This is a genomic window from Paenibacillus paridis (assembly GCF_006345825.1).
In the GTDB taxonomy this organism is placed as follows: Bacteria; Bacillota; Bacilli; order Paenibacillales; family Paenibacillaceae; genus Pristimantibacillus; species Pristimantibacillus paridis.
On the sequence record NZ_VCIX01000092.1, the window covers coordinates 1,208,531 to 1,232,488 of the forward strand.

A 23,958-nucleotide genomic window follows, 5' to 3' on the forward strand; every position below is an offset into this window, starting at 1 on the left:
CATCCTATAGACGCTTATCATCAAGCGGTACATATTTAAACCCATAATGCGCCAAAATAGAAGCAACATGGAAACGAAAGGTGCCGCTATGAACAAACAACCCGCAGGAGCGCTAACGCCGCTTAGTCCCTCGCTGCAAGCGAACGTTAAGGCGATTCAGAGCCGTTTCGGAGGAAGCACAGATCTTGTGGTTCGAATGTTTCGCAGCGATGCGGCACCAGACCGCGAGATCGCGATCCTCTATGTAGATGGAATTGTGGATACGGGGACGATTAATGAAAGCGTCATGGAGCCGTTAATGTCGATGAGGCTGCCTCCGCATGCCTTGGTCAAGGGCAGCAAGCTGCTCGAGGCGCTTCGGAGCTGCGTCGTGTCTATCGGTTCCGTGAAGGACATCCATACCTTGGAGCATGCGCTTCAGTATATGACGGACGGATTATGCGTCATTTTGGCTGATGGATGCGCAGCGGCATTGACGGCGGATGTAAATGGAGGCGATCAGCGCAACGTTTCTATTCCCCAGACGCAGACCGTCATCCGGGGACCGCAGCATGCGTTTGTGGAAAACCTCCGTACGAACATCAGCTTGGTCCGGAGAATTATTCGTTCTTCGGACCTTCATGTGCAGGTGCATAAGCTGGGCCAGCAAACGCATACCAACGTAGCCGTTTTGTACTTAAACGGAATCGTAGACGAGGGAATCGTCAAGGAGGTTTATCGAAGGCTGGCTGCCATCGATCTCGACGGCGTGCTTGAGAGCGGCTACGTGGAGGAATTCATTCAAGACGAGACGTTTACCTTATTTCCCACGCTGCTTAATACGGAACGACCGGATACGGTAGCCGCCGCGCTGCTTGAGGGAAGGGTAGCGGTTATGGTTGACGGGTCTCCCATCGCGCTGATGGCACCGACCACTTTTTTTACCTTTTTCCAGTCACCGGAGGATTATTATCAGAGATTCGATATCGCTTCCTTCGTCCGCATTATTCGATATGCCGCGTATGTGGTGTCCATTCTTTTGCCAGCCGTCTACATCGCAGTGACAACCTTCCACCAGGAAATGCTACCGACCACGCTGTTAATCAGCCTGGCCGCGCAGCGGGAAGGAATCCCGTTCCCGGGCCTTGCTGAAGCGCTGCTGATGGAGCTTACATTCGAGGTGCTGCGTGAGGCGGGGCTGCGAATGCCGCGAGCCATCGGACCGGCCATCTCTATCGTAGGTGCGCTTGTACTGGGACAATCGGCGGTACAGGCCGGCATTGTATCGGCCGGGATGGTTATTGTAGTCTCTTTTACGGCAATATCCAACTTCGTTATGCCGGAATTCAATATGGCGGCTACCTCGCGCATTATCCGGTTTCTCTTTATGATCATGGCTGGGATTTTCGGTTTTTTCGGGATATTCATCTCTGTGCTGTTTATGCTGATCCATCTGGTATCGCTGCGTTCCTTTGGGGTGCCTTACATGTCTCCTATAGCTCCGGGACCGGCAAAGCAAAGTTTTTGGAGAGACGCGTTCATCCGGCTGCCGTGGTGGGCGATCGTGCTTCGGCCAATGGATATGAACTTACGCAATCCGAAGCGGCAGGCAAATGGGAAACGTCCGCCCGCGCAGCGTCATTCCAGCAAACCGTGACGGAAAGGAAGGAATGGCTATGAAGAAATGGAGGCTGCTGCTGCCGCTGCTCGCCTGTCTACTGACTGCCGGCTGCTGGAACCGTGTAGAGCTAAACGATATTGCTGTCATTTCGGCAACCGGTATCGATTGGAAGGAAGGGAGCTGGGTATTGTCGTATCAGGTCGTTATACCGCAGGCCATATCGAGCCAAAGCGCTACCAGCAGCTCGGCAGCGGTCAACGTTTTTTCGACGAAAGGCTCGAGCTTTCGAAGCGCGGTCAGCAAGGCCAGCCAAGAGACCTCCCGCCGCCTTTATTTCTCTCATACACAAATCGTGATTATTGGACAGGAAGCGGCACGGAAAGGAATCAGCTCACTCCTGGATACTTATTTGCGCAATCATGATTCGCGCGAGACGGTCAGCGTGTATTTGTCGAAGGGGAGCGCCCGCAAAATGCTGGAGCAGTTGATTCCGCTTGAGAAGATACCCGGCGCGGCGATTCAGCGCATGATTACGAATGAAGAGATGAATAGCTCTACCTTTCGCCAAATGACGATTCATCAGGTGCTGATGGACTTGCTAGGGACAACGCATGCCACGGGTATTCCGGGCCTGATCGTATCGGGAACGAACGAGAGCGTGGAGCGGGCGGGACAATTGACTCGGACAAGCACGCCTTCCAAGGTCAGGCTGTATGACCTCGGGCTGATTCAAGGAGACAAGCTGGTCGGCTGGCTTAATAACGAAGAAAGCCAAGGGGCGATGTGGCTGGCCGATCATGTGAAGAAAACAACGGTCCCGTTTGCTTGCGAGGAGAACAGAAGCGGCCAGAAAAATTCGTCGGTACGAATTACGCATGCCAAGACCAGGCTGCGCCCGGAGCTCTCGAACGGCAATTGGATCATGCATGTGGAAGCGGGAGCGGACGGTATGTTAATGGAATACAATTGCGAGGGCGATCTTTCCAAGCCGAAGCAGGTGGCAAAGATTGAGCGGCTTATTGAAGGCGAGATTACAGCGATTATGGAGAATGGATGGAAGGCTTTGCGCAAAAACGGTGCGGACGTCATCGGCTTTGGCAGCGTCATCCGTCAGAAATATCCAAAGCAATGGTCAAAGGCCAGCGATAATTGGGAAGAGCTATTTGCAGGCACAGAGGTAAAAGTAAAGGTGAAGGTCAAACTGAATTCTACGGGCATGAGCGGTAGCGGCTTCAAACAAGAGCAGGAGAAAGACAGCTAATAAGCAGAAAGGAGACCGTATGCAGCAAATCGGGAAAAACCAGCTTTGGATTTTGATCGTCGTTTTTATGATCGGCAGCACTCCGCTGTTCGAGCTTGGCATTAAAGCGAAGCAGGATGCATGGATCGCGATGACGCTTGCCGCGGTCGCCGGTCTGCTGCTTACGGCGCTTTATGTCCAAATTCAGAAGAGAGCGCCCGAATCTGAGCTTGCGGAGCTTTACAAGATCCATTTTGGCCGCTGGATTGGCGGATTTGTTGGCATTATTTACGTTTTGTGGTTCGCTTATGAATCGATGCGCAACGTACGGGATGTCGGTGAGCTTACCGTCATGACGCTGCTCTCCTTTACTCCGAAGTGGATCGTCATGCTGCTTATTCTCAGCGCTGCCGCTTACACGGTGAGCAAGGGGCTGGAGGTGTTTGTGCGTGTCGTGCAGCTGCTGTTTCCTATTGCGGCATTTAGCTATGCTTTTCTCCTAATTCTGTTGTTTATCAGCAGGCTTCCGAAAATTAGGCATTTGCTTCCCCTTCTGGAGAATGGCATGATGCCTGTCTTAAAGTCGGCTTTTCCAGATTTGCTATCCTTTCCGTTTGGACAATTGGTTATTTTTTTCGTTTTCTGGAAGCATGTCAGCGAGAAAAAAATGATCGGAAAAATTTCTTATTGGGCTTATATAAGCGTATCCCTGTTTCTCATTCTGATGAACGCCATTACGCTGAGCGTGCTGGGTCCGGAGATTTCTGCCCTTACTGCGTTGCCGCTGCTTGAGGTGGTGCAGTTGATCAGGCTGGCCAATATTTTGGAGCGATTGGATGTTATTGTGACGCTGCTGCTGTTGATTGGACTTTATGTCAAAATGACGGCGCTATACATGGCGGCAGTGTTTACCTTCACCGCTGTCACCGGTATGGCCTACCGATACTGCGTGCTGCCCATCGGTCTCGTCATCTATGCGTCTTCGTTTCTGGAAACGAACAATACGTACCACCTTTGGATCGGGCTTGATATTACGCTCAAAATCGTTCCGTTATTTCAAGTCGTGCTGCCGTTCTTGATGCTAATCGTCGGGGTGCGGAAAAAATATAAAACCAAAAACATGGCCGGCTAGCTGCTGGGCCATACTCACCGAAGCGGCTGTGTCTACATATTTTATGATACAGCTTGAAATATGAGCTTTATTTGCTGCTTATATTTCACCGCGAAACGGGCTTTTGCCGCCGCAGGACTGCGTAAGCCGTTTACGCTTGCTTGAGGGGGATACGCGTGAGCGATGCCAATAGGGATATGACAAGCATTATTTTGGTGACTTACAATCAGCTGGATTACACGAAGCAATGCGTGGAAAGCATCCAGCGTCATACGCAGCAAGGAAGCTACGAGCTGATAATAGTAGACAATGGATCAACGGATGAGACGGTGCAATGGGCCAACAGCCAACCGGGCCTCCACGTTATCGCTAACGGTGCCAATGCCGGATTTCCAAAGGGCTGTAATATCGGCATTGCCGCAGCTTCAGGGGAACATCTGCTGCTGCTCAATAACGACACCGTTGTGACACCGGGCTGGTTGGATGGATTAAAGCGCGGCTTGCTAAGCGATGAAATGATTGGGGCCGTTGGTCCCGTGACTAATTCAGCGGCTTACTGGACGGCAATTCCCGTCTCTTATGCAACAATAGAGGAAATGGAGTTGTTTGCTTCCGCGATGCACGCCTTTCCCGACCGCTCGAAGTGGGAGGAGCGGGTGAAGCTGGTGGGCTACTGCCTGTTAATTAAGCGGGAGGCATGGGAGCGGGTTGGGCCGCTGGATGAGACCTTTGGAATGGGCAACTTCGAGGATGATGACTACAGTATCCGGCTGAGGCTGGCAGGATATAAGCTGCTGCTGTGCGGAGATACGTTTATTCATCATTATGGCAGCATGACCTTCGGCTCCGATCTAGAGAAGTTTCGAGAGGGGTTTCGAAGAAATGGCGAGATTTTTCGGGCAAAATGGGGCTTTCACCCGAGCGAAGCGACATCGATGCGAACGGATATTAGCGCGGTCATCCAGCGTGAATCCCACGGCTTTAAACGCGAGGGCGGAGCCTATATGGAAATTGGCTGCGGCTGTGGAGCTACGATACTTAATATAAAGAACCGATTCCCTGCCGCAAAATGGTACGGTGTAGAGCGCAACGAGCTGGCTGCTAGAGTAGCTGAATCCTCGAACATTACCGTGTTTCGCTCGGGTGAGCTGGAGGATTGGACGCTGCCTGCCGAGGGGCTAAGCGGCATTATCGTCGGTGATGCCCACGCCTATGGTACGCCGGAAGCGCTAAAGCGATTGGTTCGGTTGCTGAAACCCGGAGGCTGGCTCGTTGGCTCTTTTGCAAACCGCTTTTATTTTGAGAATATCCGGCAATATTTAGACCCGGCGAATGTAAATGCACAGCGTCAGGTGAGCACTCAGTACACCGTGAAGCAGGCCAACCAGTTATATGAGCAGGCTGGTTTTACCTTTGTGAAGGTTACGTTGGAGGAAAAAAAACCACCGGAGCAGCTTGACTATATCCGGCAGTTGGAGCAAGTCACGGATGCCGCTATCCATAATGAGCTTGCTTCACCCTATTTGCTTGCGTACGGACGGACGGCTCTTACCAATCAGGAACAAGAGGCGGAGAGCGCGGAAGAGAGCTGAACGGGTGTAGTCGCAGTGCCGTGTCGGAAGAAAAAAAGAGCGGAAGGGGAAAGCTTTTTGAAAAAAAACTGACATGGTGGCTGCGGTTTGTTATAGTATAAAATAGATTGACGAAACCGAATATGTTCTGGGGAGCTGGTTTGGCCGGCTGAGAGGGAATTAGCGATACAATTCCGACCCGTTAAACCTGATCTGGATAATGCCAGCGTAGGGACAGAAGCTCTTGTTTAAGGAATGCTTGAAGGTTAGATTCAAGCGTTGCCTGAATAATTAGCTGCGCAGCCGATGATATGGCGTCCTCCGGATTGGGAGGGCGCTTTTTTTTTGATGTCCAGCATGGGTTTGGCCAACCGGACCGGAATGAGGCTTCGTCGCTAGAACAAATAGACGGAATGAGAGGGGAACAAACACATCATGAATCAGAGGAAAGCAAGAAAAGGCTCGTGGAAAATGATCGCGGCGATGCTAGTGTTCGTTATGGCACTTGCAGGCTGTGGCGCGGCAAACAATAAACCGGCTGAAAGCGAGAAGCCGCAGGGGCAAGAAGGTGCAGTGGACAAGCCGCTTGAGAAAGTGCAGGTGGTGCTCGACTGGACGCCAAATACGAACCATACCGGACTTTATGTCGCTAGAGATAAAGGTTTCTTCAAGGAACAGGGCCTCGATGTTGAAATCATTCAGCCAGGACAAAGCGGCGCGGATCAAATGGTCGCCTCCGGCAAAGTGCAATTCGGCGTAAGCTATCAGGAATCCGTCACGATGGCAAGGATTGAAGGCGTTCCGCTTGTATCGATCGCGGCGGTCATTCAGCATAACACCTCTGGCTTTGCTTCGCCGCTGGCGAAGGGGATCGATTCGCCAGAGAAGTTCGAAGGCAAAACATACGGCGGCTGGGGTGCTCCGGTAGAAGAGGCAGTCATTCAATCTATCATGCAAGAAAAAGGCGCGGATGTCAGCAAGGTCAACCTAATCAGCATTGGCGATAGTGACTTCTTTACAGCAGTGAAGCGGGATATTGATTTTGCTTGGATTTATTACGCTTGGACCGGTGTGGAGGCGGAGCTGCGCGGAGAGAAGATCAACATGGTCTATTTGACGGATTACAGTGACAAGCTGGATTATTATACGCCGGTTTTGACAACAAACGAATCTCTGATCCAGGAAAAGCCGGACTTAGTTAAAGCGTTCACGGCGGCGGCAGCGAAAGGTTACGAGTTTGCGATCGGAAATCCCGAGGATGCGGCTGAGATTCTGATTGCGGCGGAGCCGGATTTGAATGCAGATCTTGTACGTGCCAGCCAAAAGTGGCTTAGCCCGAAATATCAGGATGACGCAGCCAAGTGGGGCGAACAGAAGCTAAGCGTCTGGGAAAATTACGCGAGCTGGATGTACGAGCACAAGCTGCTGGAGAAGGAGCTTGAGCCGGAAAAAGCGTTTACGAACGAGTTTTTGCCCGAATAGAGCATTGGGTACCGACGATCAGAGAGGATGAAGCGGCTTAGCCGCATAGATCGACAACAAAGAGAAAGAAGGAATGGAAATGGCAAACGCACTAGTAAGCATACAAATCTTGCCGACCACGCCCGGCGGCGAGAGCGTCCTGCCTTATGTGGATAAGGCGATAGACATCATTAAAGCAGCAGGGGTGCCGTACCGCGTTGCTCCGCTGGAAACGACAATGGAGGGCGAGCTTAGCCATCTGCTAGGCGTTGTTCAGTCGATGAGCGAGGCCATGGCGGAAATGGGCTGTCCGTCCGTTATTTCGCAAGTGAAAATTTACTACAATCCGGCAAAGGGAGCTTCTATGGGCAGGCTGCTGGAGAAATATCCAGATGGACAATAAACGCAAAAGCTTTTGGTCAAAGCTCTGGCCCCCGGCGCTTTTGCTAATTATTCTGTTAGGGTGCTGGCAGGGCGCATTAGAGCTTGGCATTCTAAAGGAATGGATGGTTCCATCGCCTGTCATGATCATAGAAGAGGCCATTCGGATTTGGCCAAGGCTAATGGAACATACGGAAGCAACCGTGCAGCTGACACTGCTTGGGTTTGCTGGGGGAACGGCGGTGGGCTTTGTGCTCGCCGCTTTGCTGCATTTAATTCCCGGAGTCCGTACAGCCGTCTATCCGCTGCTCGTTTTATCGCAAAATGTGCCTGTGATCGCCATTGCACCGATTTTGACAATGCTTCTTGGTTGGGGACTGCTGCCCAAAGTCTTGCTTGTTATGATGGTTTGTTTCTTCCCCATAACGGTAGCTATGCTCGGCGGCTTGATGAATACGGATCAACCACTTCGCAATTATTTGCAAATGATCGGTATCCGCAAGTGGAAGTTGTTCTGGAAGCTGGAGCTTCCGCATGCTATTGTCCATTTGTTTTCCGGCCTCAAAATTGCGGCCTCTTATAGCGTGCTGAGTGCGGTCGTGGCAGAATGGCTAGGCACCAATAAGGGACTGGGGGCGTTTATGCTCATTTCATCCAAAGGGTTTAAGCCGGATCGCGTATTTGCGGCAGTTTTTATTATAGTCGTGCTTAGCTTGACGTTATTTGGGCTTATTGCTCTGGCAGAACGCCTAGTTATCCGTTGGCGCCCAGAGAAAGAGGGGAGGTAGCGAATGCGAAGCAGGAACGACAATCAAGCGATGACGCTTCAGGTGAATAATATACGAAAACAATTTGGCAAAGGGAACGAGAGCAAACAGGTGCTGGGAGGATTAACCTTTTCGGTAGCGGATGGAGAGTTCGTATCCATTATCGGCCCGTCAGGCAGCGGAAAAACGACGCTCTTTCAAGTCATCGGCGGGTTGGAGCGGCCATCGGAAGGCGAAATCTGGATTGACGGAAAGAAGGCGAATGGCGAGCGCGGCCATATTTCATATATGCCGCAGCAGTCGTCGCTATTGCCCTGGCAAACCGTGGCCGGGAATATCGAGCTGGCTTTGACAATATCGGGGGTCAACGGCAAATTGGCCAAAGAGCAGACGAGAGAATGGCTGGACCGCATTGGCTTGACAGAATATGCGAAGGCCTACCCGCATGTACTCTCCGGCGGCATGCAGCAGCGGATTTCGTTTTTGCGAGCATTGCTTGCGCCGCAGCGCCTAATGCTGCTGGATGAGCCGTTTGGCGCTTTGGATGCTCTTACGCGCGTGCAAATGCAGCAATGGCTGATGTCCATCTGGGAGCAAAACCGCAGGTCTGTCTTGCTTGTGACGCACAGCATCGAGGAGGCCCTGTATTTATCCGATCGGGTCATTGTGCTTTCAGCCTCGCCAGCGACTGTGCTGGAGGAGTTTCATATTCCATTTGAGCGTCCGCGGCAGGAAGAAATCTGGTCCGATTCGAGGTTTATTATGCTGAAGCAGCGTATTTATGAGCTGTTGAGGTTTGGCACAGAAGGAGGGCGAGAACGATGAGTGGAAAATCGGATGAGCAAAATAGGATGAAGATGAAAGCAGGAATAGCACCTCATTCTCAAGCTTGCATCGATTCCCACGTGCACGTTGATTTATATGATGAGCAGGAACGAGACAAGCTGCTGGAGAACGCCTTCAGCGAGGGGGTGGCGGCTGTGGTGGCAGTCTCGATGCATTTGCAATCGGCAGTCTTAAACAGGGCGATCGCAGGGCGTTATCCGGGAAAGGTCTATCCTGCTTACGGCTTCCATCCAGAGCAGCCGATTCCATCCGAAGAGGAATTAATGAGGCTGTTTGATTGGATTCGTGAGCGTTATGAAGCAGAAGAGCAGTTTGCGATCGGTGAGGTCGGTCTGCCTTATTATACGCGAACAGAAGCGGAAGCGGCTAAGGCAAACCAAGAGGGGCACCTCTTCGATGAACGGCCTTATTTGGCGCTTCTTGAGCGTTTCGCCGCACTTGCCGCAGAGCTGGACCTACCGATTATCTTGCATGCGGTCTACGAGGATGCTGCTAAAGCATGCGATATTCTGGAAAAATACAACGTGCGAAAAGCCCATTTTCATTGGTTTAAAGGAAGTGCCGAGGTCGTTCGTCGAATGGCGGCGCGCGGTTATATGGTTTCGGTTACGCCGGATGTAGCCTACGAGGAGGAGATCCGGCATCTGGTTATGCAGTATCCCCTTGAACAGCTCATGGTGGAAACGGACGGTCCCTGGCCATTTGAGGGCCCCTATGCCGGACAGCCTACACGGCCTGCGATGGCTGCCGATGCCGCTAAGCATATCGCCGAAATCAAAAAGCTGCCAGCGGATAAGGCAGCCGAGCAATTGCTTGCCAATACACGTCGTTTTTATGGCATAGAGTAGCGTTATTCCTGCCGCTTTGTCCATGGCGCTTGTAACTTTTGCTGCATACACAAATAAGGACAGGTAAGATTACAGGCCTTAACAAGCGGCAGAAGGGAGTCATGCGAATGGCACAGCTGACAAGGGATCAATTTATAGCGATATTGGTACCGACGGTTATACGGATAAGGCAAGAAGGCTCACCCATGTTTCCATCCGTTCGGCTAGCGCAAAACGTGCTTGAAACCGGAGGGGTTATTCACTCTTGGTACAACTTGGGCGGAATCAAGGTAGGCAGCGGGCAAACGAATGCCTATTGGCACGGAGAAGCGGTCGTGAAGGGCACCTGGGAGGTTGTGGACGGGCGAAATACGACTACGCGAGCTGCATTTCGGGCTTATAAAAGTGTTTATCATTTTTATAAGGACCTCGATCTGCTTCTCGCTACACCGCGGTACGAGCGTGTTCGCAAAGCAGCAACGCCAGAAGCGCAAGCCGATATGCTATTGGCATGCGGCTACGCGACGGACCCGGCTTATCCGGCGAAGCTAAAGGCGATTATCAATCAATACAATTTGAAGCGATATGACGCCGCAGGCAATAAATTCGTGCCAAAGCCGGAGAAGCTGAAGGATGCAGAGAGGATCGCCGTTTTGTCTGACGGTGAATTTTTGTCTGACGGCTATTTGCTAAATGGAGTGACCTGGGTTCCTGCAAGGCTGGTTGGCGAAGCTCTAGGGGCAAAAATAGATTGGACTGGAACAAAGGTCACTGTAAACGGAAAAGAGCTTGAATCGATGTTGTCAGAAGCGACAGGTTATGTACCCATCCGTGCGCTTTCCACGGAGCTTGGGCAAGCGGCAACCTGGGATGCGGCTGCCCGCGCAATCTTGCTTGCGCCGCTGTAACTGGCCGCCATTCAAGCTTGATCGAACACTTGAATAAGTGGCCAGCGCTGCTTCCAATTTTTCCGTGCGATACGTTGTTCATAATACGATAGCCGTTCAGCGGAACCGGCAAAAAACGGCGTTGGCCTGACTTTCATTTGAATGGCATCTGCAATGCCGCAAGGGGCTGCCAATCGTACTTGATCGTCATCGTCTAGCGTTAGCCCTAGCGCTGTGGCAGTCTCAGGGAATTTGGACATGGCATCCGTACAGGAGAGATAGGGCGGCGCTTGATCGATAAGATGCATCCGTGCTTCATTTTTGACAGACCAGGGGATATGAGGCTGGAGAACGCGAAGGCGCGCTTCCAGTCTCTTTTCCACGTCTTCCTCTATATTGCTGTCATCGAAATAGATAACATCCACATCGGGTGTAGCCGTCCTTTCGCGAAAGCCATGCAGCACGTCCCATATTTTGGAGCGAATAAAGCCGGCACAGACCCACCAATCGGGCAAATGCAATGTACTTACTGTTCTAAGAATGTCCATCATCCACTCGTCCTCCTGAACAAGTGCGAGGATGTCATTCTCCGTGCGCAAATTCATGGGAATGCCTCCTAAGGGGAAATGATAAAAATGATTTGGCCAAAAGAAACCGGCTTTCAGACCCTCGCGTGTCTGAAAGCCGGTTTCCTTGTCTGGCAACGAATATGCTGCTTATTTGCCTTTCCGGGAAGCAGCCCAGAAAGCGAGTATGATAAGTGGGATAAGAATGTACCAGGGAATGGTAATCGTGCCCCCAACGATAAGGGCCAGTGCCATAACTAAAATCACGCCAATAATAATGTACAAACAGCCTCTGCCGAATGTTTCCATCGCCAATCGCCTCCTAAAGCTTCGGCTTTGCGGAGCAAAACCCTTTCCGTAAGCAGCTACCTCTTGAGAGTATATTCGTATATAACGTTTTTAGAGGCGATCGGGTTCCAAATAGTTGCAGCGACTAGCTCGAGACGACCCTGCATAACATGCCAAGGAAACGGAAGCCGGACAAAAAAATGGCCCACATCGCTGTGGGCCGGTGTCCTAGATCTATATATCAACAGTGGGGTTGATGTCTTTTATTATAAAAAATGAACCTTAACTCAACATTAAAAATCTTTGTCGGTTTATTGAAGAACAACCGCTCCAAATATTGGGCTAAGGAGCAATCACAAACTGCTCCCAAGCTCCGCCAACAGCCGCGCGATTAGCATAAAGTACGTTCCCGTTGTTCAAATCGGCGCAAACGTACATATTGTTCGCGACGGATCTCAGCGCAATAAGCCCATTTCCCAAGTCCTGCCGGTAAAACTTCTCCCACGTTCCGATAAAGGAGGCGCTGGCAATGAGTCTGCCTCCATTATTTAAATCCGCTTGAACGTATTTAATATTAGCAAGAGAGAGCAGAGATACGGTGCCGTCTGAATTGTTGATCACCTTGAACTGTTCCCAATCCCCGGCTGTCGCACGATTGGCAATCAGCGGGCTTGTGCCCGTGTTATCCGCGCTGACGTAGCTGCCATTCGCGTTCGCCTTAAGGCTAGACCAGGTGGAGCTTACTGGCGCCGCTCCCGTATACTTTTTGACAAGGTTCTGGAATGTGGTGTTTGGCGTAAAGTTTGCAGTCGTGAATTTATTCCATTTGGCAGTAATGGTGGCTGCGCTATCGCTAGTTAAGTTAGGTGCAGGATTGCTGTTGTTGACGTAATAGCCCCAGTTGCCCCCATCCTTAACCTTATAGCTCCAGTTGGTCCAAGAAGCGTTCAAGCCATTTAGGCCATTCAGCCATTTTTCGTATAGATCATTTTGCCCAAAAGAGAATTCACCTGCGTAAACGGGCACATTCCAGTTTTTCTGATACAAAGCCATTTCTCTCAGCCATCTGTCGATTTCGGAATTGGTCAAATTCCAGTTGTTATAATCGGTGAATTGATAGTGGTGGGTTTGGTAGACAACGTTAGTCCAGCCGTATGCAGAAGGAGGGGAGGCAGCGAACCAATCGAAGAAGGCTGCGATGATGATGATATGGTTTTGGTCCTTGGCACGAACAGCTTGATACAGGCGGTGGAAAAAGTCCATTTTCTGCTTAATTTGAGCTGCGTTTTCCCCTGTTCCCATCGTCACGAGAGGTTCATTTAGCAGATCATAGGCAGCTACTGTCGGATTGTTATTATAGCGCGCAGCTAGCCTTTCCCAAATTTGTACGGTCCAGTTCTGGTAAGTGGCATTCGTCCACATTTGGTTTGAATTTTCCTGTCCGCAGGAATGCCAAGGACATGCCGCGCCAGGTGCCCCGTGGAGGTCAAGAATGACGTATAAATTCCGATTGCTTGCTTCCGTGATCAGCCAGTCCAGCTTGCGGAATGTCACCGAATCCGGTTTCATCGTGCCATTCGTGTACATGAAGTCCTCCCAGTAGAGGGGTACCCGTACCACGTTCATTCCCATATTTTTAATGTTATCAAGGTCGCTTGCCTGAATCCATGCATCCTGGTAGCCGTTGATCAACGTTTGCGCCCCCGATTCACCGAACCGGTTAATTAAGGTCCGGCGTATCGTATACTCATCAACCGCGCCAGCGGGGGTCATCCAGTTTTCCTGCAGCAGCCAGCCGCCAAGATTTGTGCCTCGCAGGTTAATGACGGATCCAGTGCCCCAATTGTTTTTGATGACGGTTCCGCTGGTTTTCAGAAAATCACCTGAGCCGAAAGCCGCATTGGCAACAGATGGACCCGATACGGTAAGCAACAAGCTTACTAATAGCGTACTGCATAACATGACAAGCAAACCTTTTTTCAAAATCATCACGCCTCCTTGTCATCTTCCCCATCCAAAGAATAGCATTGTAAATCTGTTCAAATAAGTACTCATTTTTGCGAAAATGTATTCAAATTATGGAAGTTTTCACTTGGGAGAAGGAGCTGAAAAGGGAGAACTGTACAATTTTACATGGCGGTAATTTTCCAAGCGAATCTAGTTAATGAAATGGGATTATACTGAGGACGTAACAAAAGAAAAGGATGGTGACGGAGTCATGAACGCATTGGAAACCAAGGAAACGATTGTCCAGGAGTTAACTGCAAGAGTGGTGCCTGTTCCGCTCATGACCAATAAACAGACCTGTTATGAAGCGTTGCGAGCCTTTCAAAGCCATCCGGAGGTGCCATGCATTATCGTATCGGATAAACAAGGCCAGCCTATAGGACTGGTAAGAAAGGATTTGTTCTTTCTAAGGCTGAATGGCTTTGGCGGCATGGATACTTGGCAAACGGAATCCATTGCGAAGCTTATGAATAAATCGCCTGTGATTGCCGATCTAGAATCCACAATGGATCTATTAATTGCGGCATTGGCGATTGGAACTGGCCTGCACGGGAAAGGTGCGGACTATGTGATAGCGATTAAAGGAAACGGTATAATGGGAGTATTGTCGGCTAGCCACTTCCTAAACCCATAAATGCATTCACATTAGGCTAACCAAAATAGTAGTAGTTCTTTAACTGTCCGCTAGAGGGACGGTTTTTTGTTTTTAAAGCGCGTATTTGGAGGCTGGATGCCTGCTGCATAGTTTTTTTATGGTTAACAAATAATACAGGTGTTTAAAAAAAATCTGGCAAGGGGACGAGTAAATGAAGAAGATCTCGCTTATTTTCTGTATGATTGCTTGCATGGCATTTGTATTTGCTGCACCCGCTTTCGGAGATAACTCAAGAACAGGCACGATGGAGTCGAACTACAACACACGAAGCATGGGGAATACGGTGCCCGACACAGGCATACGCTCAGGGATCGAAAGAGGGATAGACAATACTACCCGCGCACTTGATGCAGACCGCACAACGAATATGACCGCTAATAATTACAGAGCGACTGCGACGGATGATCGCGCCTTTAATTGGAGCTGGCTGGGGCTGCTGGGGCTGCTAGGTTTAATCGGGTTGAGAAGCCGCGATCGCGAGCGTACGTAATACTCCTTTTTATGGGCCTTCGAGGCGCTAAAACGGATAATTGTGGTGAAGTGTAGCTGGACATGACAAAAGAGCTGAGCAGATTCATTTCTGTTGGGCTCTTTTTTTTGCGCAGGGGTCATTTCTATTCAGGTAATAGAAATTACATGATAGAATGGAAACTAAAGGGGATTGATCAAGCTAAGGAGGATAAGCCGTGGAAGCCTTTATCGCTTGTTTATTTTTTGTGATTATGTTTATTACTGGGATGCTTCTATACCTAAGCAAATCTCTGAAAACAGACCGTTGCCTGGTCGTCAGCAAAAAAGCGGAAAAAGTATATGGAATGAACGGATACATCCATTCAAAAAAAATAACAGTGCTGACGGTTAACAGCTCGGAACTGGAACTTATCGTAATGAAACATTCTGATTTTGAAGAAATCCAGGTTGGAGCTAGAGGAAGTATAACGTACAGGGGAGTTTTCTTTCGTAAGTTCAAGGTTGATACTGTGCAATAAGTATGGTTATTAATGGTTAACTAAGGCATTTGAAAATTATATTGATTTAAGCGCAGCGGGCCGAATAGGGCACACGCTGCGCAGCAAGTAAACCAAACTTTAGGCCCCGCGCCACTCCTTTAATTGCCACGAAGGGACAGCTTCAAATTACACTCCATGCAGCTTCTGATCCACAAAACGCCCATGCTCCGGCACCGCAATTTCACTAAATTTATCCGTTAGCAGCTTTAAGTTGCTTTTTAGCATCTCGCCGAACATCGGCTCGCCATGGCCGGTAATTGCCAAATAGGGTTGGAGGTCAGCCAGCTTCTGCACCGACTTCTCCGCTGCCTGCCAATCCGTCGTAAAGTATTTGGGAGGGCCGCTTATTTCCTGTTCCTGCATCATGACTTTATATAGCGATTCCTGCTTTACGGTGACGAAGGCGTCGCCCGCAATTAAAGTGCCATCCTCTTGGCGGAACAACGATATATGGCCGGGGGTATGGCCTGGCGTAAGGATGTATTTCCAGTCGGGAAGCCCGGGTACTTTTCCACCTGGAGGAAGGGCTTGAACGCGATCATCCAGATTTATGCCATCATGGGGAAAGAACGCCGACATTTCAGCGATGAGCCCGCCATGAACGGACGGGTCGGCAGGCGGGTAATCCGCTTTGCCTGTCAAATAGGGCAGCTCCCGCTTGTGCGCATACACCGGAGCGTTCCAATGCTCAATTAATTCAATGATAGCTCCGACATGGTCAAAATGCCCATGCGTCAAAATAATAGCCGTCGGCGCACGGCCAAACCGCTCTTCCGCCGCTTGAATAATTTTTTTGGCGGATCTTGGCATACCTGCATCTACGAGAACCCAGCCATCTTCCGGTTTGTTTGGGTCGCCGATAAAACAAACATTAACGATCTGAATGGGATAACAAAAAATATCGGGTCGATACGCAAGCCCCTCGCCGCTGGCAAAAGTCGTGATCGGCATAAATGTATGTTCAAATGAACTTTCCAAGCATCCAGCGCCTCCTTTAATGACTTCATTTTCCTATATAAAATGTCCAATTGTGTTTCGCTTATACGGAAGCCCTCATGCTAATAGCCGCAATTTGCACGCAGGCATCGATTCTAATGTTAAAAGAATGAAATGCTGAGCATTCGTACAAATTAAGTTGCATGATTAGCCGAAGGAGAAGAGCGATGACAAACACGATTCCTAAATTTCCTGAATCCTATTGGACCGAATCAGCAAACGTAAATCAGTATCCCGTACTTGAGGAAAGTATTGCTACGGACGTTGCCGTTGTGGGCGGCGGCATATCGGGTATTACTACGGCTTATCTTCTAGCACAGGCAGGACTCAAGGTCGCCTTGCTGGAAGCGGGCAAGCTTCTTCATGGCACCACTGGCCATACGACAGCGAAAATCACGGCACAGCATAATTTGATTTATGACGAGCTTCTAAATAAGCAAGGAAGCGAGACAGCTAAGCTTTATTACCAGGCTAACCACGATGCGTTACAGTTCATCAAGCAAACGATTGAGAAGCACCAGATCGAGTGCGGCTTCTCCGTACAGGATGCATATCTATACACCAATTCGGATGAATACATAAGCAAACTGGACAAGGAAATGGCGGCGTATGAAAAACTTGGTATACATGCGACATATGTTGACCGTATCCCGCTCCAGGTCGCTTCTAAAGCCGCAATTGTTATGCATAAACAGGCACAGTTTCATCCGCTGCAATACTTATCGGCTTTGGCTGAAAAGTTTGTAGAGGCTGGCGGCTTCATTTATGAGCAGACAACGGCGATTGATGTTGAGGAAGGGCCTCTTCCTGAAGTGATAACGAGCAAAGGGCACCGGATCAAATGCAAGCATGTCGTCTCCTGCACGCATTTTCCTTTTTATGATGGACACGGGTTTTATTTTGCAAGAATGCATGCGGACCGCTCCTATGTGCTTGGTATTCATGTAGAGGAGGCTATTCCGGAGGGGATGTACCTTAGCGCTGAAGATCCGAAACGTTCAATCCGGTATGTAGAAACGGCGGAATCCGCCAAGCTGCTCCTGATTGGCGGGCAAAGCCATAAGACAGGGCAAGGAGTATGTACGATCAATCATTACGAGGAACTCAAAAGGTATGCAGTAAAGCAGTTTCAAGTGAAGGATATTGCTTATCGCTGGTCCGCGCAGGACTTGGTTACCGGAGATAAGATACCTTATATCGGCCGAATAACCTCATCGTCCACCAACGTATATATCGCTACGGGCTATCATAAATGGGGAATGACGAACGGGACGGCAGCCGCGCTGCTTATTAGGGATCTAATTACGGAAAAAGAGAATGCCTATGAGCCGTTGTTTTCCCCGTCACGCTCGATGTCACTCGGAACGGTCGCCAAGCTTGTCATGGACAATGCGGATGTCGCGAAGCACCTGGTTGCAGGCAAGATCGAGATGGTGCATAAACGGCTTGAAGATTTAGCGGCGGATGAAGGAAGCGTCGTGAGGTTCCATGGCAAAAGAGCAGGGGCCTACAAGGACGTGAATGGAAACCTGTTCCTTGTGGATACGACCTGTACCCATATGGGCTGCGAAGTGGAATGGAACAATGGGGACCGGACCTGGGATTGCCCGTGTCATGGCTCCCGGTTTGCATTTAACGGGGATGTGGTTGAAGGTCCGGCAGAAGAGCCTTTGAAAGTGCTGGATTTTTGATCGGTGCTAAAGAAGAAATCAAGTCATTCGCTTACACTCAAGGAAGGAGAGCAACAGTGGAAAAAAAGTGGGATTTGGCAGCTTTGGCATCTATTCCTTTAATCATGACACTAGCTAATTCAATGCTGATCCCGGTGCTTCCGTTAATGCAGAAGAAGTTGAATATTTCCTCTGTTCAGTCAAGCCTGATCATAACGGTCTATGCGGCAGTTTCCATCTTGTGTATCCCCATCGCCGGTTATTTGTCGGATCGTTATGGAAGAAAAATCATCATTATTATAGGGCTATCCATTGCGGCTATCGGAGGACTAGTCTCCGGTCTGGCTGCCTGGCTAATGGATAACCATGTCTATGCGACCATATTAGCTGGCCGTTTCATTCAAGGAGTAGGCGCAGCAGGCGCTTTTCCCATTGTACTGCCTTTGGTCGGAGATATGTTTGACAGCGAAGAAGAAGTGAGCAGCGGGCTTGGCATGATTGAAACCTCCAATACGTTCGGGAAAGTGCTTAGTCCGGTCGCAGGATCAGCTCTTGCGCTGGTGATCTGGTTCCTTCCGCTGGCCGTCATACCGCTAATCTCGTTGATTTCCATTTTGGGAGTCCTATTTCTGGTTAAGGCACCCAAGCAAAAGAAGAAGCAAGACAATAGCCTGAAGAGCTTCTTTCAATCCATCAAATCCATTTTGGCTGAGAAAGGGCACTGGTTGTATGTAACGTTCGCGATCGGCGGAATAGGCATGTTTATTATGTTTGGATTTTTGTATTACTTGTCTTCGGTTCTGGAGGACTATTATCATATTGACGGAATATGGAAAGGAATGCTCCTAGCGATTCCGTTAAGCGCGATATGTTTGTTCTCATTCATTACTGGGAAAATCGTTGGCGAAAGCAAGGCGAAAATGAAATGGTTTATCGTGATCGGTACCGCGGCGTTAGCGGTGATGATGTTCATTTGCGGCATCATGAATACGAAAGGGCTCTTCTTTTTGCTTTCATTTATGTTCATCAGCGGCGCAGGTATCGGACTCGCGCTGCCGAGTCTGGACGCGTTGATTACAGAAGGCATTGAGAAGAAGCAAAGAGGGACGATTACCTCACTTTATAGCAGTACTCGCTTTATTGGCGTGGCGGCAGGCCCGCCCATTGCGTCGCTGCTGATCAAAAATGAGACCTTTTTGTTTTTTTTGTTTGCAGGATGTGGCTTGCTTTGCACGCTGCTGGCTCTATTCGCCATTAAGCCTAGCAAAGAACCAGCAGCTTCCAAATCATGAAGCCAAACGGCCCCTATGCTCATATTTATCGAGCATAGGGGCCGTTTGGCTTGCTGTTTATTGGAAAAGCTGTTCAGGAACTGCACGCAATGCCGTCACCGTCGCGGTCGAGCTTTTGGCTATAACCGGGATCACCTTTGTGCAGAGGAGCGGCTCCAGCCTCGCGAACGGCTGTGCAGTTCGCATAGTATACCGGCGCTTCAGTCGCTGCCGGTACTTTTGTTGGCGCTTCTGTGACAGCGGGCTTGGAGGAAGCTGCTGGCTTCACATTCGAATTGGCTGCAATGGCAGAATCCATGACGAACAAGACTCGAGTGCCGTCCTTCAAGTCGGTGAGCTGGTTGCCAATCCATGAGCCGGCGCCTCGGTTATCCTTCGGCGTAACATAAGCGATATCTGCACCTTCGCCGCCTTCTTTGCACATGGCCATTGGCCATTCATCGCGGTCGAAACCTTTTTTGGTCGGAACGCCTTGCAAAGAAGCGCTTCGGTTAGCTTCCGCTCCATCCCGATCAATCGTGCATATAGCGGAAGCGCCGGACTTGATCGCTGCGGCAATATGAGCCATGGTTTCGGGATAGCGGTCTGTCGGCAAAATAATTTTCGTATCATAGGCGCTTGCTGCATTGGAGCCACTTGAATCCAATTGGACAGATAAAGCCCCGCAGCCCGAGAGGAGGATAGCCAGCGTAAGCAAAGCGGTAAGTAAGGCTTTCATTATGTATCTCCATTTCCGTTCTTTTGAAGTTATCATACTATAGGATTGCAACTAACAAAAAGCAAAAAATGGAAAGCTGGCGCACAAAACCAATACGTAGGTCTTGTGCGCCAGTATTTATAATGTTTTTTGGCTGCTTATTAGTAACGGCCGCCAAAAATCCCGCAGCTACAAGCGATAATAACTAGCAAAATGAAGAGGACCAGAATGGTACCCGTGTTATGAAAAGCACCGCCAACATGACCGGACATATTCATTGCACCTCCTTTGTGCTGAAGTACTCTGTAGATTATGCATCACGTGTTTAAGCTTTTATTTTAGTAGCCTCCACCGTAGCCTCCGCCAAAAATTCCGCAGCTGCAAGCGATAATCACCAATAGAATGAAAAGGACCAGAATAATACCTGTATTCGAAAAAGCACCACCAACGTGTCCGGACATTGTTCATGACACCTCCTTACGTCTTGTGTACATTGTAGATTATGATGGGGAAGGGCTTTTTGACTGGGTGATTGTTCCGGTAACCATTGATACCCGTCATCCGCCTAACGTGGCAGGAGGCAAAAGGTTGACCGGGCGGATGATATTCGATTATTCTTATGTCCAGCTTATTGCGAGCCAACTATCCATGGAGCAAGAAAGAAAGGGAATTTGAAATGCAGATCCACGCAAAACAATGGTTAACCGGTTTTTTATCAGCATTGCTGGCATGTACGGGAGGGGCCGTGCTTATCGTTAGCAGCGCAGCGCAAGCGGGTTTCACGAATAATGAGCTTGTTTCCTGGATTTTTACGGTTTATGTATTTGGAGGATTATTCAATATTGCCTTGTCCCTATATTACAAAATTCCGTTCGGCGGGGCTCATTCGATAACGGCAGTTGCCTTTCTAAGCACGTCCGTTGTCTATTTTTCAATGGCAGAGCTGGCGGGAGCTGCGATCATGGCGGGAGTGATCATCGCTGTATTTGGCTTATCGGGCCTTGCGGACAAGCTGCTGGCTTTTTTGCCGAAGCCTTTACTTGATGCAATGCTAGCCGGACTGATATTCAATCATATTGTGAAAATCGTACCGGCGCTCAAAGATAATTCATTTGTCGGACTTATGGCTTTGGCAGGTTTTCTTCTTTTTCCAAAATGGATTAAAAAGTGCCCACCGATCCTCGGTGTCATGGTCATGGGAATGCTGGCGCTCTTTGTCGGATATGACTTTCCTGAGGCGGAGAAAATTCCGTTCGCGCTGCCTCACGTCATATGGCCTGTATTTTCATGGCATGGTTTTATTTCGCTGGCGCTTCCAATGGCTCTGCTTGTGCTGAGCAATGACCTGTTTGTTGCCCTTGCGGCGCTTCGGAAAAATGGCTATGAGCCTTCAGCGGTGAAAATCATTACGTTAACGGGGATAGCAACTTCGCTTACGGGCTGGTTTGGCGGGCATGCAGTCAATGTCGGAGGCATGATGAGCATGTTATGCAGCAGTGAAGAGGCGGGTCCGAAAGACAAGCGGTATTACTCTGCTATCGTGTCGGGTGCATTGGTTATGCTGTTTGGGTTATTTGCCTGGAAGGTCATTGCTTTTATGAAAATATTGCCGCTGGCGTTCATTGTTATCGTAACTGGCTTTTCATTAGTGGGCATATTTATTCAAAGTATACAATCGACCTTCTCTGAGCAGTTGTTCCGTTACTCGACAGTTGCTGCTTTTGTCATTGCGGTGTCAAACGTTACCTTTCTAGGCATATCGGCTCCCGTATGGAGTCTTATTGTCGGTATGGTCATGATGAAATGGTTTGGCGAGGGCAAGCCAAGTAAAGCCTAACCCGAAAATTTTATTTTCGCATTACGCTGGTTTTTTTGGACAAAGTAGCTCGAACGAGTCATGCCTTCTCCTGCATAAGTAAGCGACAATGGAAGGAGAGGCAGGTGACGGGAAAATGATGCAAACGGTACGAGTATTAATTGTTGACGACCATCCCCATGCAAGGGAAGGAATACGGGCCATTCTTAGTGAGGATGTGTTATTTGAAGTCGTTGGGGAAGCCGCGAACGGAGTGGAAGCCATTTATTGGACGGGACAGGTTATGCCCGACGTAATCTTGATGGACATCAATATGAAAAAGATGGGTGGGCTAGAGGCGACAAAGGTTATCAAGTCGCAATTCCCCTATGTGAAAATAGTGATGGTTACCGTATCCGATAACATTACGCATCTATTCGAGGCTTTAAAGAAGGGGGCACAGGGCTATCTCCTGAAAAATTTAAACCCGGGAGCATGGCTCGAATATTTAAGAGCCATTGCGTTTGACGAGGCGCCGATGTCGCAAGAGCTAGCCCAACGGATTTTAAGCGAATTCTCGCATGTAAAACCTCCAAAGGAAGAGGACACGCCTCTTACGCCTAGAGAGAAAGAAATTTTATTGTTGGTGTCACAGGGCATGCTGAACCGTGATATTGCAGCCGAGCTGGTTATCTCAGAGCATACGGTAAAGAACCATCTGAAAAATATTCTTCAAAAGCTTCATTTGGACAATCGCGTGCAGTTGGCCAGATATGCATACGAGCAGGGCTATTATCAGCTATAGCGCACTCATGAGAGTGCGTTTAACGCTCTTTCAGTAAACTGCGAATATCCTTCAGGATTAACCCGTTATCCATTTCTTCGCCCATTCGGTAAACCTTGCGAACTTGCTGATTGGCATCAATCAGCAGAAGCGAGGTAACCGTGTGGACAAATTGATTGTCGGCAAGTCGTTGAACGCCGATGCCGTATTCCTTCGCCTTTTGAATCGTATACTCTTCATCCCCGCGCAGCAGCCTCCAGCCCGATTGATCAATGCCCATACGCTCGGCATAGGCTTGAAACACCTCAGGTGTGTCGGTGTTCGGATCGAAGGTGATGGCAGCAAACTGAACGTTTTTCCCAAATATTCCTTGTTTATTTAGCTCGTCTTGAAGCAATACCATATTATAGGTCGTGGCAGGACAGATGTCGGGACAGCTCGTAAACATAAATTCCATAAGCATAACTTTTCCCGCTTGCTCACTTAGCTTAAAAACGCCGCCGCTAAGCTCTTCCAGTTCAAAATCAGGCGCCGGCTGGACGACAGGCAGCTTGTTGCTGCTCTGCAGGTTATAAATGAAGTACGCAGCTGTAGCTAGTATCAGCAATATAATGATTATTCCATATTTAGTGCTTTTGTTTCGGGCAGTCATGTTGGGTCTCCTTGGCGATTGGAGGGATAGGACAAGACATGCTGTTCTTGGATAACGTCATCCTCTTTAATGACGCTTGCTCCCATTTTCAGAACAAATAACAGTCCTCCCAAAAATAATCCTCCGATAATGATCCAGTAAAGCATAGGTTATTCCCCTCTCTTGTTTCAGATTTTCGCGACAGTATGTTTTATAGGCTTTAACATACGTACAACTATCATTATAGAAGGAAAGACGATCGGATTTTAATGACTCAAACGAGCTATTTTCTAAAAGGGGCTAGGAATCATAACAGGGGGGAGAGTAGCGAAGGCTTGACTTGTACTATTCTTAACAGTTATCATAGATCAATTAAATCTGCAAAAGAGGTGCAAGATGAAGTATTCAAAGGCGACCAATTATGCTCTTCACACGATGCTTTTTTTGGTAGCGGCATCGTCTGATAAACCAGTAGGTGTGGCGCAGCTTGCGGAGAAGCAGGGAGTTTCACCAACCTACCTGTCTAAAATATTGACGAAACTTGTAAAAGCGGGACTGATCGAGTCGGCTTCGGGAGCGAATGGCGGTTATCGGGTAAAGAGGAAGAAGGAGGAGATATCGTTTTTGGATATTATCCACGCAATTGAGGGGACGGCTTCCTTATTTGATTGCAGCCTTAACCATCCCGCTGAGTGCTTAATCCAGAGGGTTATGGTGGAAGCGGAGCAGAAGATGGAGCAGCATTTGTTGAACCAGAAAATTGTTGAATTAGCAGCAAAAATAACTGTGGACTCGTAGGTTCACAGTTATTGGTTGGACTTGCTTTATTATGATGGGCGAGTCCGGCGTTTTCAAATAGAAAAGAACACCATTAGC

The 23,958-nt window shown here is 49.1% G+C and carries 27 protein-coding genes, 1 pseudogene and 1 riboswitch; of the genes and pseudogenes, 18 read left to right on the forward strand and 10 right to left on the reverse strand.

The genetic code is table 11. From position 1 onward, the window contains the following. Positions 1–88: 88 nt before the first annotated feature. The 10 genes from FJQ58_RS27170 (at position 89) to FJQ58_RS32445 (ending at position 10,712) form a co-directional block, all read left to right on the forward strand. Positions 89–1,636, forward strand: coding sequence for a spore germination protein (locus FJQ58_RS27170; protein ID WP_139998215.1), 1,548 nt, complete (start codon positions 89–91; stop codon positions 1,634–1,636). Further along, positions 1,593–2,861, forward strand: coding sequence for a Ger(x)C family spore germination protein (locus FJQ58_RS27175; protein ID WP_139998217.1), 1,269 nt, complete (start codon positions 1,593–1,595; stop codon positions 2,859–2,861). The genes FJQ58_RS27170 and FJQ58_RS27175 overlap by 44 nt, the downstream gene beginning before the upstream one ends. A 19-nt stretch (positions 2,862–2,880) precedes the next feature. Further along, positions 2,881–3,972, forward strand: coding sequence for a GerAB/ArcD/ProY family transporter (locus FJQ58_RS27180; protein ID WP_139998219.1), 1,092 nt, complete (start codon positions 2,881–2,883; stop codon positions 3,970–3,972). 155 nt (positions 3,973–4,127) lie between these two features. Next, positions 4,128–5,543 (forward strand): glycosyltransferase, encoded by a 1,416-nt coding sequence (locus FJQ58_RS27185; protein ID WP_139998221.1) that lies wholly within the window; start codon positions 4,128–4,130, stop codon positions 5,541–5,543. A 118-nt stretch (positions 5,544–5,661) separates the two neighbouring features. Continuing rightward, positions 5,662–5,774: riboswitch (TPP riboswitch) on the forward strand. Between the two features lie 183 nt (positions 5,775–5,957). Continuing rightward, positions 5,958–7,004 (forward strand): ABC transporter substrate-binding protein, encoded by a 1,047-nt coding sequence (locus FJQ58_RS27190; protein ID WP_238404362.1) that lies wholly within the window; start codon positions 5,958–5,960, stop codon positions 7,002–7,004. A gap of 79 nt (positions 7,005–7,083) precedes the next feature. Continuing rightward, positions 7,084–7,386, forward strand: coding sequence for a thiamine-binding protein (locus tag FJQ58_RS27195; RefSeq protein ID WP_139998222.1), 303 nt, complete (start codon positions 7,084–7,086; stop codon positions 7,384–7,386). Further along, positions 7,376–8,152 carry an ABC transporter permease gene (locus FJQ58_RS27200; RefSeq protein ID WP_139998224.1) on the forward strand — a complete coding sequence of 259 codons (777 nt, stop codon included), beginning with the start codon at positions 7,376–7,378 and terminating at the stop codon, positions 8,150–8,152. Before FJQ58_RS27195 ends, FJQ58_RS27200 begins: the two co-directional genes overlap by 11 nt. A 3-nt stretch (positions 8,153–8,155) precedes the next feature. Then, positions 8,156–8,956 (forward strand): ABC transporter ATP-binding protein, encoded by an 801-nt coding sequence (locus tag FJQ58_RS27205; protein ID WP_202915339.1) that lies wholly within the window; start codon positions 8,156–8,158, stop codon positions 8,954–8,956. Next, on the forward strand, positions 8,953–9,825 hold the full coding sequence (locus FJQ58_RS27210; protein WP_338016171.1) for a TatD family hydrolase: 873 nt from the start codon (positions 8,953–8,955) through the stop codon (positions 9,823–9,825). The genes FJQ58_RS27205 and FJQ58_RS27210 overlap by 4 nt, the downstream gene beginning before the upstream one ends. A gap of 107 nt (positions 9,826–9,932) precedes the next feature. Beyond that, positions 9,933–10,712, forward strand: coding sequence for a glucosaminidase domain-containing protein (locus FJQ58_RS32445; protein ID WP_162341793.1), 780 nt, complete (start codon positions 9,933–9,935; stop codon positions 10,710–10,712). 11 nt (positions 10,713–10,723) lie between these two features. Here the strand turns inward: FJQ58_RS32445 and FJQ58_RS27220 are convergent, their stop codons facing one another. The 3 genes from FJQ58_RS27220 to FJQ58_RS27225 form a co-directional block, all read right to left on the reverse strand. Next, a complete protein-coding gene (locus FJQ58_RS27220) occupies positions 10,724–11,296 on the reverse strand; it encodes a nucleotidyltransferase family protein (protein WP_139998226.1) in 573 nt (190 codons plus the stop codon). Positions 11,297–11,407: 111 nt separating this feature from the next. Then, positions 11,408–11,566, reverse strand: a complete 159-nt coding sequence (locus tag FJQ58_RS32660) for a hypothetical protein (RefSeq protein WP_175598142.1) — start codon at positions 11,564–11,566, stop codon at positions 11,408–11,410. Between the two features lie 321 nt (positions 11,567–11,887). Next, positions 11,888–13,534: a cellulase family glycosylhydrolase gene (locus tag FJQ58_RS27225; RefSeq protein WP_139998228.1), complete on the reverse strand. Its 1,647-nt coding sequence runs from the start codon at positions 13,532–13,534 to the stop codon at positions 11,888–11,890. Between the two features lie 229 nt (positions 13,535–13,763). Between FJQ58_RS27225 and FJQ58_RS27230 the strand changes: the two genes are divergently transcribed. From FJQ58_RS27230 to FJQ58_RS27240, 3 genes are all read left to right on the forward strand, one after another. After that, complete coding sequence (locus FJQ58_RS27230; protein WP_139998230.1) at positions 13,764–14,186, forward strand: CBS domain-containing protein; 423 nt, start codon at positions 13,764–13,766, stop codon at positions 14,184–14,186. 172 nt (positions 14,187–14,358) lie between these two features. Continuing rightward, the gene (locus FJQ58_RS33065) at positions 14,359–14,697 is read left to right on the forward strand and encodes a WGxxGxxG family protein (RefSeq protein ID WP_139998232.1); all 339 of its coding nucleotides are present in this window, start codon (positions 14,359–14,361) and stop codon (positions 14,695–14,697) included. Positions 14,698–14,893: 196 nt separating this feature from the next. After that, positions 14,894–15,196: a DUF2500 domain-containing protein gene (locus FJQ58_RS27240; protein WP_139998234.1), complete on the forward strand. Its 303-nt coding sequence runs from the start codon at positions 14,894–14,896 to the stop codon at positions 15,194–15,196. 147 nt (positions 15,197–15,343) lie between these two features. On the opposite strand, the gene FJQ58_RS27245 is transcribed toward FJQ58_RS27240, so the two are convergent. Then, positions 15,344–16,168 (reverse strand): MBL fold metallo-hydrolase, encoded by an 825-nt coding sequence (locus tag FJQ58_RS27245; RefSeq protein ID WP_202915368.1) that lies wholly within the window; start codon positions 16,166–16,168, stop codon positions 15,344–15,346. Positions 16,169–16,380: 212 nt separating this feature from the next. On the opposite strand from FJQ58_RS27245, the gene FJQ58_RS27250 reads away from it, so the two are divergent. Continuing rightward, positions 16,381–17,904: an FAD-dependent oxidoreductase gene (locus FJQ58_RS27250; protein WP_139998238.1), complete on the forward strand. Its 1,524-nt coding sequence runs from the start codon at positions 16,381–16,383 to the stop codon at positions 17,902–17,904. Between the two features lie 56 nt (positions 17,905–17,960). After that, positions 17,961–19,175 (forward strand): MFS transporter, encoded by a 1,215-nt coding sequence (locus FJQ58_RS27255; RefSeq protein WP_338016172.1) that lies wholly within the window; start codon positions 17,961–17,963, stop codon positions 19,173–19,175. Positions 19,176–19,248: 73 nt separating this feature from the next. Here FJQ58_RS27255 and FJQ58_RS33070 read toward each other — a convergent pair whose 3' ends face one another. The 4 genes and pseudogenes from FJQ58_RS33070 to FJQ58_RS27270 all read right to left on the reverse strand — a co-directional run bounded on the left by FJQ58_RS33070 (position 19,249) and on the right by FJQ58_RS27270 (position 20,333). Next, on the reverse strand, positions 19,249–19,473 hold the full coding sequence (locus FJQ58_RS33070) for an excalibur calcium-binding domain-containing protein (protein ID WP_238404443.1): 225 nt from the start codon (positions 19,471–19,473) through the stop codon (positions 19,249–19,251). Further along, positions 19,471–19,893, reverse strand: a pseudogene (locus FJQ58_RS33075) (NucA/NucB deoxyribonuclease domain-containing protein); the annotation flags it as partial. The gene FJQ58_RS33070 and the pseudogene FJQ58_RS33075, both read right to left, overlap by 3 nt. 140 nt (positions 19,894–20,033) lie before the next feature. After that, complete coding sequence (locus FJQ58_RS27265) at positions 20,034–20,144, reverse strand: sporulation protein YjcZ (RefSeq protein WP_139998244.1); 111 nt, start codon at positions 20,142–20,144, stop codon at positions 20,034–20,036. 66 nt (positions 20,145–20,210) lie between these two features. Continuing rightward, positions 20,211–20,333, reverse strand: coding sequence for a sporulation protein YjcZ (locus FJQ58_RS27270; RefSeq protein WP_139998246.1), 123 nt, complete (start codon positions 20,331–20,333; stop codon positions 20,211–20,213). Positions 20,334–20,548: 215 nt separating this feature from the next. Between FJQ58_RS27270 and FJQ58_RS27275 the strand changes: the two genes are divergently transcribed. Both FJQ58_RS27275 and FJQ58_RS27280 read left to right on the forward strand, forming a co-directional pair. After that, positions 20,549–21,709 carry a benzoate/H(+) symporter BenE family transporter gene (locus tag FJQ58_RS27275; RefSeq protein ID WP_139998248.1) on the forward strand — a complete coding sequence of 387 codons (1,161 nt, stop codon included), beginning with the start codon at positions 20,549–20,551 and terminating at the stop codon, positions 21,707–21,709. 115 nt (positions 21,710–21,824) lie between these two features. Beyond that, complete coding sequence (locus FJQ58_RS27280) at positions 21,825–22,472, forward strand: response regulator (protein ID WP_238404363.1); 648 nt, start codon at positions 21,825–21,827, stop codon at positions 22,470–22,472. A 19-nt stretch (positions 22,473–22,491) separates the two neighbouring features. On the opposite strand, the gene FJQ58_RS27285 is transcribed toward FJQ58_RS27280, so the two are convergent. Both FJQ58_RS27285 and FJQ58_RS32455 read right to left on the reverse strand, forming a co-directional pair. Further along, positions 22,492–23,103 (reverse strand): SCO family protein, encoded by a 612-nt coding sequence (locus FJQ58_RS27285; protein ID WP_139998249.1) that lies wholly within the window; start codon positions 23,101–23,103, stop codon positions 22,492–22,494. Next, complete coding sequence (locus FJQ58_RS32455) at positions 23,100–23,249, reverse strand: hypothetical protein (protein WP_162341795.1); 150 nt, start codon at positions 23,247–23,249, stop codon at positions 23,100–23,102. Before FJQ58_RS32455 ends, FJQ58_RS27285 begins: the two co-directional genes overlap by 4 nt. Before the next feature lie 229 nt (positions 23,250–23,478). Here FJQ58_RS32455 and FJQ58_RS27290 point away from each other — a divergent pair, with 229 nt between their 5' ends. Continuing rightward, on the forward strand, positions 23,479–23,880 hold the full coding sequence (locus FJQ58_RS27290; RefSeq protein WP_139998251.1) for an Rrf2 family transcriptional regulator: 402 nt from the start codon (positions 23,479–23,481) through the stop codon (positions 23,878–23,880). The last annotated feature ends 78 nt before the right edge of the window (positions 23,881–23,958 follow it).